The organism is Chitinophaga sancti (genome assembly GCF_034424315.1).
GTDB classification, from domain to species: Bacteria; Bacteroidota; Bacteroidia; order Chitinophagales; family Chitinophagaceae; genus Chitinophaga; species Chitinophaga sancti.
Genome location: NZ_CP139972.1, coordinates 6,940,971 through 6,954,826 on the forward strand (window position 1 = coordinate 6,940,971; position 13,856 = coordinate 6,954,826).

Annotated in this window: 12 protein-coding genes; 7 read left to right on the forward strand and 5 right to left on the reverse strand. The window is 45.4% G+C overall.

Features of this window, described 5'->3' with window-relative positions; genetic code table 11:
* Positions 1 to 6 precede the first annotated feature (6 nt).
* The 3 genes from U0033_RS27385 to U0033_RS27395 are packed head-to-tail and all read left to right on the forward strand — an operon-like array spanning position 7 to position 2,345.
* Entirely contained in the window at positions 7 to 558 is a 552-nt protein-coding gene (locus U0033_RS27385) for an RNA polymerase sigma factor (protein ID WP_072359959.1), read from the forward strand.
* A 3-nt stretch (positions 559 to 561) separates the two neighbouring features.
* Positions 562 to 1,392 carry an anti-sigma factor gene (locus U0033_RS27390; protein ID WP_072359957.1) on the forward strand — a complete coding sequence of 277 codons (831 nt, stop codon included), beginning with the start codon at positions 562 to 564 and terminating at the stop codon, positions 1,390 to 1,392.
* Between the two features lie 26 nt (positions 1,393 to 1,418).
* Positions 1,419 to 2,345, forward strand: a complete 927-nt coding sequence (locus U0033_RS27395; RefSeq protein WP_072359955.1) for a hypothetical protein — start codon at positions 1,419 to 1,421, stop codon at positions 2,343 to 2,345.
* A gap of 94 nt (positions 2,346 to 2,439) precedes the next feature.
* Here U0033_RS27395 and U0033_RS27400 read toward each other — a convergent pair whose 3' ends face one another.
* Positions 2,440 to 4,101, reverse strand: a complete 1,662-nt coding sequence (locus tag U0033_RS27400; protein ID WP_072359953.1) for a gliding motility-associated C-terminal domain-containing protein — start codon at positions 4,099 to 4,101, stop codon at positions 2,440 to 2,442.
* A gap of 203 nt (positions 4,102 to 4,304) precedes the next feature.
* Positions 4,305 to 5,372 (reverse strand): RluA family pseudouridine synthase, encoded by a 1,068-nt coding sequence (locus U0033_RS27405; protein WP_072359951.1) that lies wholly within the window; start codon positions 5,370 to 5,372, stop codon positions 4,305 to 4,307.
* Between the two features lie 15 nt (positions 5,373 to 5,387).
* Here U0033_RS27405 and U0033_RS27410 point away from each other — a divergent pair, with 15 nt between their 5' ends.
* Both U0033_RS27410 and lipB read left to right on the forward strand, forming a co-directional pair.
* The gene (locus U0033_RS27410) at positions 5,388 to 5,519 is read left to right on the forward strand and encodes a hypothetical protein (RefSeq protein ID WP_262487759.1); all 132 of its coding nucleotides are present in this window, start codon (positions 5,388 to 5,390) and stop codon (positions 5,517 to 5,519) included.
* A gap of 143 nt (positions 5,520 to 5,662) precedes the next feature.
* Complete coding sequence (gene lipB, locus U0033_RS27415; RefSeq protein ID WP_072359949.1) at positions 5,663 to 6,373, forward strand: lipoyl(octanoyl) transferase LipB; 711 nt, start codon at positions 5,663 to 5,665, stop codon at positions 6,371 to 6,373.
* 160 nt (positions 6,374 to 6,533) lie between these two features.
* On the opposite strand, the gene U0033_RS27420 is transcribed toward lipB, so the two are convergent.
* From U0033_RS27420 to U0033_RS27430, 3 genes are all read right to left on the reverse strand, one after another.
* On the reverse strand, positions 6,534 to 7,331 hold the full coding sequence (locus U0033_RS27420; RefSeq protein WP_072359947.1) for a hypothetical protein: 798 nt from the start codon (positions 7,329 to 7,331) through the stop codon (positions 6,534 to 6,536).
* Between the two features lie 107 nt (positions 7,332 to 7,438).
* Complete coding sequence (locus U0033_RS27425; RefSeq protein WP_072359945.1) at positions 7,439 to 8,326, reverse strand: 1-aminocyclopropane-1-carboxylate deaminase/D-cysteine desulfhydrase; 888 nt, start codon at positions 8,324 to 8,326, stop codon at positions 7,439 to 7,441.
* On the reverse strand, positions 8,326 to 10,602 hold the full coding sequence (locus tag U0033_RS27430) for a family 20 glycosylhydrolase (RefSeq protein WP_072359944.1): 2,277 nt from the start codon (positions 10,600 to 10,602) through the stop codon (positions 8,326 to 8,328). Before U0033_RS27430 ends, U0033_RS27425 begins: the two co-directional genes overlap by 1 nt.
* Positions 10,603 to 11,492: 890 nt before the next feature.
* Here U0033_RS27430 and U0033_RS27435 point away from each other — a divergent pair.
* Together U0033_RS27435 and U0033_RS27440 are read left to right on the forward strand one after the other, a co-directional pair.
* The gene (locus tag U0033_RS27435; protein ID WP_072359942.1) at positions 11,493 to 12,395 is read left to right on the forward strand and encodes a nucleotidyltransferase family protein; all 903 of its coding nucleotides are present in this window, start codon (positions 11,493 to 11,495) and stop codon (positions 12,393 to 12,395) included.
* Between the two features lie 416 nt (positions 12,396 to 12,811).
* Entirely contained in the window at positions 12,812 to 13,717 is a 906-nt protein-coding gene (locus U0033_RS27440) for a branched-chain amino acid transaminase (protein ID WP_072359938.1), read from the forward strand.
* Positions 13,718 to 13,856 lie beyond the last annotated feature (139 nt).

Here is a 13,856-nt window from a genome sequence, read left to right on the forward strand (position 1 = left end):
TTTGTTTTGGAATCCGCGTTTACATATACGGAATCTGAGCTGATCCAGGGCTTAAAAGCTAAAGACCAAAAGGTGTTTAGTTACCTGTATGACCGTTACTCTCCTGCATTGTACGGCGTTGCACTCAAAGTGCTCAACGACGAAAGCAATGCAAGTGATTGTCTGCAGGAAGTATTCATGAAAATCTGGCGAAACATCGATCGTTACGACGAAAGTAAAGGTCGATTGTTCACCTGGATGCTGAATATTACCCGTAATACAGCCATTGACACACTTCGTTCTAAGGCACATAAAATGGATCAGAAAATCCAGGACATCGGAGATGACGTACATTTATATACAGGCAATCTGGCTGTACACCCTTCCGTTGACCATCTCGGACTCTCCAAGGTTCTGGAAAAACTGACAAAAGAACAACGTATCATCATTGACCTTGCATACTACAAAGGTTGCACCCAGGAAGAAATTTCCAGGTTGCTGGAAATCCCGTTGGGTACTGTAAAGACAAGGATGCGCAACGCGATCATTCAATTAAGGAATCTGTTAAAATTAGTTTAAGAAGTGAATGCAAACAGTTACATATCTTCTGGGTTAATTGAAGCCTATGTAAGCGGACTCGCTTCCTCCAACGAAAGGGAGGAGCTGGAACAAGCCATAGCACAATACCCGGAGCTTGCTGCAGAATACCAAAGCTGCCAGCAGGATATGGAGCAATATATCATCTACCAATCAGTCACACCACCTGCCACCTTAAAAGAAAGGTTATTCACACAGCTCGATACTGAAGAAACGGCACGCGCCAATGGTACTTACGTCGATGAAGACGCAATACCAGAAACGCCTGTACGTAAAATCCTCGTCAGCAGCGCATGGCGCTGGGTAGCTGCTGCATCCATCCTTTTACTGGTAGGAAGTGCGCTGCTAAATTATAACCAGTATACACAGTACAACGGTTTACAACAGCGCTTTGATGCCATGGTGGTGTCCAATACCTCCATCGCATCAGAAACCAACGTATATCGTACAAGACTGGAACAAGCCGAACAAAATTTACACATTGTGCAGGACCCTTCCATGAAAACGGTAAAAATGCCGGGAACAAAAACATTCCCGACTGCACTCGCTACCGTTTACTGGAGCCAGACTTCCAAAGAAGTTTTCGTAATGGTCAATAACCTGCCACAACCTTCTTCTGATAAACAATACCAGCTGTGGGCCATCGTAAATGGTAAACCCGTTGATATGGGCGTTTTTGAAACAGGCACCGCCGCAAAACTTATGCAGAAAATGAAATCTGTCGACAATGCGGAGATGTTTGCCGTTACTTTGGAGAATAAAGGCGGTAGCCCGGAACCAACTTTAGACCAGATGTACGCAGCAGGTAAGATATAATCCCCCGGTATTTCGTAATTTGCAGCATGCGATTATTGTTGTTATTCATTGTTGCTCTCTTGATCAGTAACATTTCACGTTCCCAGGATACGGCTAACTACAGAGGGATGACTGTCAACCTCGACGAAGTTGTCGTGCAAGCCAAACGGGTAGGCTTTGATGTCAATAGCTTTATCAAAAGGGTAGAAACTGATACTACCTTTTACAGGGCTTTCCGTAACCTGCATCTTTTAGGCTATTCGGCCGATAATGATATCCGCATTTATGGGAAGAGAGGAAAGATCGAAGCCTTCCTGAAAAGTCAGACCCTCCAAACTATGCAGGGAACCTGCCGTAGTATGAAAGTACTGCACGAAGAAACCGGTGGCGATTTCTATACCTCCAAAGGCGATTATAGATACTATACGGCTGAACTGTACGCAAACTTCTTCTTTACCAAAGGAACCATCTGTGCCAAAGCCAACGGAGAATCTATAGAACCATCCAAGGGCAACCTGGCCAAACACAAAGCCCAGCTGAAACAACTTATTTTCAATCCGGGTCAGCCTATCAAGGGCGTACCTATCGTAGGCGGTAAGGTGGCCATCTTCGATCCAGAAGTGATGCGCCTCTATGATTTCTCCATTACTTCCGAAGAATTTAATGGCGTACCCTGCTGGGTGTTCTCCGCATTTGCGAAAAAGAACCTGGGTTATTTCGACAAGAATGATATCGTGATCAATGAGTTAGTCACCTACTTCTCCAAAGAGAACTTTGATATCGTAAACCGGAAATATTCACTCTCTTACAAGACCATGGTGTTTGATTTTAATGTGAAGATGAATGTACAACTGGTAAAGAGACAGAACCTGCTTACACCGGTATTAGTGACTTACGAAGGTACCTGGGATGTACCTTTCAAAAAAAGAGAGACAGCAATATTTATAGCGAAGTTTCATGAGTTTACAAGATAAAATAGAAGAGGCCCGTTCGTACGAACGGGCCTCTTCTATCTCTGAAAATGGTTTTCATTCCCTTGGGTGAATACCGCCTTTCATGAATGTTTTATCAACGTATAAGTGTAATTGCTCCTGTTTTCCTCACATGTTCCCCTGACTTCTGTACCGTATATTCCATCACATACACATAAGTGCCAACTGGTACCCGGGTGCCGTTCCTCGTACCGGTCCAGCCAATATCCGGATCTGTTGTATAGTAGATCTGTGCTCCCCAGCGGTTGTACACACTAATGGAGAACGACTGCAGAGGACATTTATATTTCGGCCGGAACAGGTCATTGTTACCATCCCCATTCGGACTAAAGCCACTTGGTAACCATACCTGGCAATCACAGTCCTTAAAACCTACTTCTACTGAATCAATCGCAGTGCCACAGGTATTTTGGGCTACCACGGCATAAATGCCTGCTGTATTGACTTTAAAGACAGAAACAGTACTGCTGTCCTGCCATTTATAATTACTACCTGCACCTTTAGGATACAGGGTATATACTTCCCCGCTGCACAATACCGTGTCTCTACCCAGGCTTACCCGCAGGGTATCTTCAATCTGTACATGCACGGTATCGCTGCTTACACAGCGGCCAATTTGTGCACGCACATAATAGTATCCTGTTTTGGTCACATAATAGGTAGCCTGCTTACTCGTATCCTGCCAGCGGTAGGTACCTGTTCCGAAATCGGCGGTCAATACCAGCTTTTCACCTTTACAGATGATGGTATCATTACCCAGGTTTACATTGCGGAGGGCATTGTAGCGAACACGGATGCTATCAATTACATTGCAGGTATTATTGATCGTGGCATAGCACCACAAGTCCGCCGGACGGCTTGCCGAGACGGTAGGTGTAGTCGCCCCTGTGCTCCAGAGGTAAGCGGTGGCACCACTGGTGGCGCCATTGATGATCACCGTTTCGCCGGGACAAAGTAAAGTATCCGGGCCCAGTGAGTATGGGTGCACAGTACCTCCAAATGCAATACGGATACTATCGATAAAAGTACCACAACCTTTGGCGTTTGCATTCACAATATAGGTGAAAGCGGCACGGGCAGTATCGCTGTGTACAATGATGTCAGGAGTCGTCGCGCCCGTGTTCCAGGAGAAGGTACAGTTCTGGGCAGTGGCATCCAGCTGCAGGGTTTCGCCCAGGCAAAGGATCACATCATTCCCCAGTTCTATTTCCGGCCTAGGCGTATAAAACACGTTCATAGAATCGGGTACCAGGCAGCCATTGATCTTTACCTTGTAGGTCTGCATCGAATCTACCACTATACTCTGGCTGGTAGAGCTATCCTGCCACATGTAAGCGGCCCCGGCTACATAGGGAGCCGTCAGGGTGATAGTTGTTCCTTCGCAGAGAGTAGAGTCGGTAGGGCCAAAATCGTAAGGTACGGGAGCTACGACGGTAATCGTATTGGTAGAAATGTCTTCCACACCGCTCCGGTAAGCAACCAGGGTAATGGTGTAATCGCCCAGGGTATTATAAAGATGAACCCCGTTGATGGCTTTGGAAGAATCATACTTGCCTGATGCCGGATCACCATAGTACCACTTAACGGAATCAATTCCGGCACGATCTGCAGTGGCGATGATAAAACGAATACTATCATTCTGGCAAGTGGTATTGTAGGTAAAGGGCGTAGATGCCTGCGCGGTGGTTGAACCGAGTAAAACGAGCAAAAATACTAGAAAGGGATATAGGTTTCTCATGCTTGGGACATGGGTAAGCCATAAAATTAACAGAAATTCATGATATATGGTATTTTTTTAATAGAAAGCTAAAAACTTCGTGGTGTTAACATCCGGTTAGCAAACGTACCATATCATTATCCTATTTTTACTCCTGAGAGAGAAGTAGAGCAGCGTCCCATGCTGCTCAGGCATCCCGCATTGCGGGATGCCCTTTTAAACAGCTAATCTTCCAGCGGTCTTGCAGAGATATATCTTCTCCACTTTTCTAACACCGCCTTAAAGTCTTCCGGCATTGGGCTTTCAAAGTGTACCGGCTTGCGGGTACGCGGGTGAATAAAGCCTAAGGTTTGGGCATGGAGTGCATGCCTTGGCATCAGCTCAAAGCAGTTATCCACAAATTGCTTGTATTTATTGAAAACGGTGCCTTTCAGGATGCGGTTGCCGCCATAAGTATCGTCGTTGAACAGGGAGTGCCCGATATGCTGCATGTGTACCCTGATCTGGTGGGTACGACCTGTTTCCAGGCGGCATTCGATGAGGGTCACATAGTTAAAGCGTTCCAGCACCTTGTAATGGGTGATGGCATCTTTACCATATTCCCCGTCAGGATAGGCATCCATAATCTTTCTAAAGCGTTGATGACGACCCACATGTGCTTCCACGGTGCCTTCATCTTCTTCAAAATCTCCCCATACCAGGGCAATGTATCTTCTTTGTACGGTGTGATCAAAGAATTGCTTGGCCAGGTCGTTCATGGCCTTTTCTGATTTGGCAATGACGAGGAGGCCACTTGTATTCTTGTCAATACGGTGTACCAGGCCAAAACGGGGAATCTCCGGTTCAATCACCTCGGTAGTTTGTCCACCCAGGTACCAGGCCAGCCCGTTTACCAGGGTACCGGTATAGTTACCACAACCCGGATGTACGACCATCCCTGGTTGCTTATTGATGATCATAATGTCTTCATCCTCAAATACGATGTTCAGGTCCAGTTGTTCCGGGATTACGTCGGTATTCTCAGGATTCTTAGTGGTCATTACCACGATCTTGTCGCCGGCTTTGACTTTATAGTTGGACTTTACCGGTTTATCATTGACGATCACCCAGCCTGATTCACAGGCTTGCTGAATCTTGTTTCGGGTAGCACCTTCTACCCGGTTCATCAGGAATTTGTCGATACGGAGAGGTTCTTGTCCCTTATCGGCAACAATATTGACACGCTCATACAGTTCTTCACTGCCTTCGCCGCTTTCCAGCTCATCATCCAGTTCAATCGGATCTTCGTGCATTTATTTCAAAAATTTATGCAAAGGTATGTCATTTTGGCCGCTTTTATGGGTGGTGGTCAGGTGAAAAGTATCGGGGCATTAGGGGTAACAGCTATATTTCCCGCAGATAAGCCGCAGATATCCCGCCTTCTTAAAGAGGCGGGTTAAAGGCGGCTTATAGGCGGGATATCTGCGGGTTATCTGCGGGATATCTCTCTTTTTTCGCCGAAGCTGAGATCGGTTTCAATTTGGATTACATCCCCAAACCAGCTCATTACCCAAAGGCAACATTTCAGTAACTTTGTACAGTTATGACCAACAGAACTATTCATATCCAGGACCTGGGGGTGATTGCGTACCAGCCGGCCTGGGATTACCAGGAACAATTGCTACAGGAGAACGTAAGGATCAAGCAGGCAAAGGGCAGGGGAGAGCTTCCTGCCGATAGTGCGGTAACAACGAACCATTTTCTCTTTTGTGAACATCCCCCCGTATACACCCTCGGTAAGAGCGGGCATATGGAAAACCTGCTGCTTAACGAAGCGCAGCTGGTAGACAAGGGTATTACCTTCGTGCCTACCAACCGGGGAGGCGACATCACCTACCATGGCCCGGGGCAGGTAGTAGGGTATCCGATCCTGGATCTTGAACACTTTTTCACCGATATAGGCAAATACCTTCGCTTACTGGAAGAGGTGGTGATCCGCACGCTGGCAGATTATGGCATCAAAGGGGATCGCTCCCCGGGAGAAACCGGGGTATGGCTGGATCCTGGAGATCCGAAAAAAGCCCGCAAGATCTGTGCAATGGGTGTACGCTGCAGCCGCTGGATCACCATGCATGGTTTTGCACTGAATGTGAATACTGACCTGAATTACTTTAGTAATATCATTCCCTGTGGTATAGTCGATAAGAAAGTGGCCGCGATGCAGGAAGAGCTGGGCAGGGAAATTCCCCTTGCAGAAGTGAAGGAGAAACTATTGAAGCATTTTGCTGAAGTCTTTGACGCGGTGATCGCATAAAACATTCCTGAATGGTGGAATTCACCCAGGGCCATGAAAACCATTTTCAAAAGAACATTCATGAAAGAGGGAATTCACCAACGGTAATGAAAACCATTTTCAACAAAAAGAGCTTGTATCAGCATCCTGATACAAGCTCTTTTTGTTGCTGAAACTAATTTTAATTTCTATAGCTAAGCGGAATAAACACATTCCACTTTTCCAGTACTTTTCCGTCTTCAAGTATTTCGAAATTGAACCAGCCGGCATGGAGGAAGATAGCTTTTTCCAGGATGAGGAAAGGCTCTTTTACTTCCCTGATGTCGAACAGGAAGGATCCATCCGGTTCAAAAAACTTAATGATATACTTTTTATTTGGTGCATCCGGCAGTTTGATATTCACATTGCCATCTGCAGTGGTATAAATGTAATTGGAAGGATGCCATACGATCTTCTCTTCTTTTGGTGCTTCCTTTTCCTTCTCTTTTTCAGGCACTTTCCCCTTGTCCGTGACTACCGTAGGCGGTGCGGTGGTAGTTGTTACACCAGCAGCCTTTGCAGCTGCAATAGCGGCCTTCACATCGGCAGCAGTGAGTTTCTCCCTGTCGTTGATGGTGGAGTCCGGTATAGCCAAAACTACTTTGGTAAAGAAATAACGGCCGTTGTTAAAGATGATACACATACGGTAATAGTTGGAGCCGGGTAATGGCTTCCCATCATCGTATGCACACCTGATCTCTCCAGGATTGCTGATATAACCAATCGTATTAAAGTTCAGGACGCTATCCAGCGAGCGCTGAACGCCGATCGATTTTACGTCTCTGAAACCCGATATGAATTCAAGACGGATCTTTCCTGTTTGAATCAGGGCCGAAAACGCCGGAAATACCGGTGGATTTTTTTGTTGAGCCCTTACTGAAAATACTAATGCTAATAGTGCTGATACTGTGACGATAAAAATTCGCGACAACTGCTTCATAAATTCCTGATTCCTGTAACTACAATTAGCTTCAAATATAGTAAACGCCCCTTTAAATATTCGTTAATATAGTAATATACCGGGCGGAAGCTGACAAATATTTTTCCTTAATAGCTTAATTCTCCTGGTTTGAGTGAAAGATTCCCCTGTAATCCTCCTGAATGGATCAGTAAAACCCGGCTTCCCGGCGGGAATACACCAGATTCCAGGTCCTTTTTAAATCCCTGTACCAGCTTGCCTGTATACACGATATCCAGGGGGATCTGCGTCTCCTCGTAGAACTGATTCATGAAGGCGATCAATTCCGGTTTCACCTTTGCATAACCACCGCCATGGTGCTCATGAACGAGTTCCCATTGTGGGGATTGATCTCTTAACAAAAGGCTGCGCACTTCATGTTCCAGGTAGGATGCCCCTTTTAAAACCACATACCCTTTCAGCTGCTGCTGTGGCTGCGCACTATTAATCAATCCAGCCAGCGTAGTGCCGGTTCCTACCGCACATAGAATGTGTGTAAAAGCCGAACAATCTTTAAGAGGCAGGATCTCTTCACATCCCTTTGCACCTGCTGCATTATGCCCTCCTTCAGGAACGATATACGCATTTGGAAACAGGCTCGTCCAGTCTGTAGTTTCCTTATCCCTGTAAGCCTCTCTCGTTACAAAATGCAGCCGCATACCCTGCTGCTGTGCCAGCTGTAGTGTATGGCTTAATTCCGGCGCAGCAGCTCCTCTTACTACCGCTGTACAACGTATTCCCAATAACTGGCAAGCCGCAGCTGTGGCTGCCAGGTGGTTGGAATATGCGCCTCCAAAGGTGACGATATGCTCCCTGCCCTGTGCTTTGGCGGCCGCAACATTACATTGCAGCTTGAACCATTTATTGCCGGATACAGCGCCATGTAAAAGGTCTAAACGCAACATGGCTGCCTGTATTGTACCGGGCAGCCATGTTGGAGAGATATATTGTAACCGGATATTGTTATAATCAAACATCAATTGAACAGGCTATTGCGCAAAATTAATGCTTGTCCGCCTTTTGACAACAATACATTTATCCATCCAATTTCGCCGGTGTTGAAATATTGTATTTTAATTTTGTGGTAGCCCTTTTTCAGCCCGATCACGCCTACTTTTTCTGTTGTACTATGTATGCCATCATTATCTGCTACTACTTCATCATCGATGTATAATACAGCACCATCGTCAGAGAGCAGGTTGAAGGTATACATGCCATCTGCATCTACTTTTACATAGCCTGTATAAGTGATACCAAAGTCTTTCTTTGAAGCAAGGAAAGGACGTACATCCAGCCAGGCCACTGTACCTGAACTATCACCTTTTTCCGGCAGTTCTTTGGCTGTTTTAGGTAGGTTCTTATACACGGCAGAGAAACGTAATCCATTGTTCGCAGGTTTTACACTTACTGCTTCCCTGTATGGTTTACGGGTATATGTAGTGCTGTATACATTACTCTTACGGCCGCCGGGCGTCACTTCTATATATTGTAACACCACTGTTCCATTGTCCGGAATATTGATAGTGAATGGCTGCGTATATTGTTTACTGTTAGTATCCGGTCCCCTGCCATCGATGGTGTAATAAATGGCAGCACCTTTTACCCCCGGCGTGAGTGTGACGCTTGTGCTGGCAGTTGCGATCAGGGTATCTTTTAATTGTGCAGGTTCCGGTATTCTGAAGTGCACCCCTTGTTTATCGATCGCTGCTAATGCAGTGGGTGCTTTCTTCTGGAAGCGGCTCCAGCTGCGCTTTGCAACAGGAGACCAGGCGATCTCTGACAAAGCCAGTGCCCGCGGCCATGCCATGTAATCTACATAAGTCTGATCAGGCATATATTCTGTCCAGATATTCGCCTGTACACCTTTGATGTATTGTTGCTCTTCCGCATTCAGGGAAGGTGGTAAGGGCTCGTAATTATACACGGTATTCAGTGAAAGATAATTACCGATTCTACCAGGTTCGGTAGCTTGCGGGCTTTGGTAATAATCGAGGTAGAGATAAGTATTAGGAGACATGATCACATCATGTTTTTCCTTTGCAGCAGCAATACCACCTGCTTCCCCGCGCCAGCTCATCACGGTTGCATTAGGTGCCAGGCCACCTTCCAGGATCTCATCCCAGCCAATGATGCTGCGGCCTTTGCTGTTCACAAACTTTTCCACACGCTGTATGAAATAACTCTGCAAAGCATGTTCATCTTTCAGCCCCAGTTGCTGCATCAGTGCCTGTACCTGTGGTGATTCTTTCCAGCGATCTTTCGGGCACTCGTCGCCGCCTATGTGGATATACCTGCCCGGGAAGAGTTCCATTACTTCAGTAAGTACATCCTGGAGAAAAGTAAATACAGAATCATTGGCAGGATTCAGTACTTCTTTTGAGATCCCAAAGGTGGTCATTGTTTCGTATTGTTTGCCATAACCAAAGCTGGGAAATGCCGCCAGTACTGCCTGTGAGTGACCTGGCATTTCTATTTCAGGAATGATGGTGATATGTCTTTCAGCAGCGTATTTTACGATATCCCTGATTTCATTTTGTGTATAATATCCTCCGTATGGTTTACCATCATAAGTATTGCTGCGGGCAGCATGGCCTACTACGGTTTCTTTACGCTGGGAGGAGATCTTTGTGAGCTGCGGATATTTTTTGATTTCTATACGCCAGCCCTGATCTTCTGTGAGGTGCCAGTGGAAGCGGTTAAATTTATACTGCGCCATCACATCGATGAACTTTTTTACATAATCAGGAGGATAGAAATGGCGGGCTACATCCAGCATTAACCCGCGATAAGCAAAGCGGGGGGCGTCGGATATTTCCACACCAGGTATATGGATGGCGGCATTTTTTTCTGCCGGCAGTAATTGCTGCAAAGTTTGTAAGCCGTAGAAGAGGCCTGCTGCATCACCTTTCAGCGCAATGGTACCATTGTTTACAAACAATGTATATGCCTCTGGTGCACCGCCCGTTTCCCTGATATCTATCACGGCGGTGGATTTTACCTTAGGCACAGGCTTGTCTGAAGTTTCTACCCTGAACCCATATACGCTTTGCAGAAATGCATTGAGTAAACCGGCCGTGGTTTTAGCTGCAGCACCTTCATAATGAATGAGGGCATTTTCATTCAGCACAAAACTACCCGGCACACTTTGCAGTGACTTTGGTTCCGGGATGATCATGATGTCAGCTGTTTTCTTCTGAGCGGTGCCATAGAGGCACAGCAGGGCTGATAGAGTTGACAGGATTAGTTTTTTCATACAATGTTATGTTTACATTCCGGATCTCTTTTAAAGCAAGAAGGACTTGTATTGAGCTTCTCTTTTTAAAAGAAATGCAGAAAGGGTGATGGCCGGATAATTTAATCAATATTAGTCAGAAACCCATCTTTGCCCCTGGATACCTTTACGGGCTTGTTCAGTTGCAGGGCTCATATGGTCTTATATGATCATGGATATTTCCAGGTACGTTAATATACACAAGACCGGGCATACTACTCCAGGAAATCCATATTTAATACCTTCTTTGTGCAGGGTGGTATCGCAGGTCATGAGTACATTTCCTTTGGCAGGTGTACTGTTCACCGCATCCGGCATGCTTATTTTGCTGTTACCCCATCATGATGTTAGGTGCTGGTTAAGGCCTAAGGAGCACCTGGTTCTCCTGGATCATAGGCGATGGCAGTAAAGCCTTTCAGCTGTGCATATCATCCTGGTATGCTATTACTTTATTAAGGAATAGACCTGGATTCGTCAATCCCCATTTAAGGAATATATACCCTGGTAAATAAGGATCCCGGGCTTCGCATCGACGAGCCATTGCATCTTTTGAGAGACGTTTGTGGGTGGAAATGTTGTAGTGCAAAGGCATAGACACACGGCGCAAATGCAATAGCAGCCTGCATGAAGAGTCGTTCCGCCGGCGAATTAAAATTGATAATAAAAATGTAATAGCCCGGGTTGGTATAAAGTTTGCTGTTCCTTTATCACCTACGGGCTTATATTACAGGTAACTCTAATGGCTAGAGCTACGAAAGTTAAGACACATACTTTATTGAAAAAGAAAACGTGAAAATAGTTTTAATCAGTAAATTTAGTCCCTGGAATTTCGCCAATACACATAAAAAATTATTAAAAACAATCTAGTAAAGATGAAACCCACTTTGTTGATTCTGGCAGCCGGTATGGCGAGCCGTTATGGTAGTTTAAAACAAATACAGCAGTTTGGCCCTAGCGGTGAGACTATTATCGACTACTCTATCTACGACGCGATCAGAGCAGGTTTCGGTAAGATTGTGTTTATTATCCGCAAGGATTTTGAAGCGGAATTCAGGGAGATTTTTGAACCGAAACTGAAAGGACGCGTAGAAACTGATTATGTATATCAGGAGATGGACGCTTTCCTGGGTGGGTATCCTGTACCAGCGGATCGTACTAAGCCGTGGGGTACTGCACATGCAGTGTTGTGTGCTAAAAATGCAATCAGCGAACCATTTGCAGTGATCAACGCGGATGACTTTTATGGCAAAGATTCGTTCGCGAAAATGGCGAAGTTCCTGGAAAATTCCTGCAAACCCGATGTATACAGTGTAGTGGGTTATCAGCTGAGCAAGACCATTTCTGAGCATGGTTCCGTATCCCGTGGGGTATGCGCTGCCGATGGTAATGGTAACCTGGCTGAGATCAACGAGCGTACCAAGGTATATAAAGATGGTGACAGGATCGTGTATGAGAATGCTGATGGCAGCAAGCACGAACTGGCGCCTGAAACACCGGTATCCATGAACTTCTGGGGTTTCCACCAGAATGTATTCGATATGAGCCAGGAACTGTTTAAGGAATTCCTGGAGAAAGACGGGGATAAGCCTAAGTCTGAGTTCTTCATTCCAATTGTGGTGGACAACTTTATCCGGAAGAAACTGGGTGTCGTAAATGTACTGCCTACCGCTGCACAGTGGTTCGGTGTTACTTACAAGGAAGATGCTCCAGGCGTTCAGGCAAGTTTGTCAGCACTCGTGGAGTCAGGAGAATATCCTACCAGCTTATGGAAATAAACAACCAGGGGTGTGTATTAACGTAAGTCGTTATACAATAATTCTGCTGGTTTTATAAAAAAAGTATAAAGAAAAGGGCTTAAATTTCAATATTTTCAAAAAGGGAAGATTTGTTTGCGAAATCACTAAATTTTTTGATTGTATTGTTTTTTATTTCAATCACCGATATTTTTGTACAGTTAAACAACAAAGCAATCCTCCCATGTGGGTAAATAAAGACAATAACAAGATCAATCACATCGTAGCTCAGCTCAACTGGGCTATTACGCTCATCGTGATCGTCGTTGTCATTATTAGCCACCAATATGGAGGATAGGTAATTGTGTACAACCAAATCAAAATATACAGCCTTCCTCCACCCGAGGGAGGCTTTTTTTTGCGCCTGTTATTCACTAGATTTCTAATATCTGAATTATATGTATAGCTATTACAACGAGAACACCATCATTTACGTTGACGGGGAGTATGTTAAAGCCAGTGAGGCCAAAATCGACCTGTATGGTCAGTCATTACATTATGGATACGCCGTATTCGAAGGTATCAGAGCTTATAAAACTGCTGCAGGAGAAGTAAAGATCTTCAAGGCAGAGGAGCACTTCGATCGTTTCCGTCGCTCGTGTGAGTTAATTCACATGCCTTACAACTATTCCAACGAGGAGTTGATCGCCGCTTGTTACAAGGTGCTGGAGCTGAACAACATGGAGGAAGCTTACATTCGTCCGCTCGCTTATTGCCCGCCAAACATGACCCTGAAAGCTGCATCCGAAATGAACGTGATGATCTGCGCATGGGAATGGGGTGCTTACCTGGGTGAAAAGCTGCTGAAGGTGATGACCTCTTCTTATCAGCGTCCAAATCCGAAGGCATTTAAGATCGAATCCAAATCAGCTGGTTTGTACATCAACTCCATCCTGGCTTCTCAGGAAGCTAAGTCACTGGGCTATGACGAGGCGCTGCTGCTGGATCTGGAAGGCTATGTAGCTGAAGGTCCGGGCGCTAATATCTTCTTCGAAAAAGATGGTAAGATCGTAACCCCACCTCCGGGTGCTATTCTGCCTGGTATTACCCGTGCTACAGTGATTGAACTGTGCCAGGAGCTGAATATTCCATTAGAACAAAGACTGTTCACTACTGAGGAGCTGAAAACTGCTGATTGCGCATTCTTCTGCGGTACAGCTGCTGAGGTGATCGGTATTGAGTCTCTGGATGGCCAGACCTTTGCTAAACCATGGGCTACATCTCTGGGTAAATTGCTGCAACAGGCTTATAAGGCAAGAGTACTGGAGAAGGAATTTGATCGTTCTTCAGTGAAGGTAGCGTAAGGGATAAAGGTGTTCAGAAATATATAACTGTATCATTTTCAGGATCTTTCTGGAGATAAGGTTGTATTTGTATATAATTTAGAAATAAGAACGTACCGGGATTGCACTATTGCCTGGTATACCAATGGACACTGCTTCG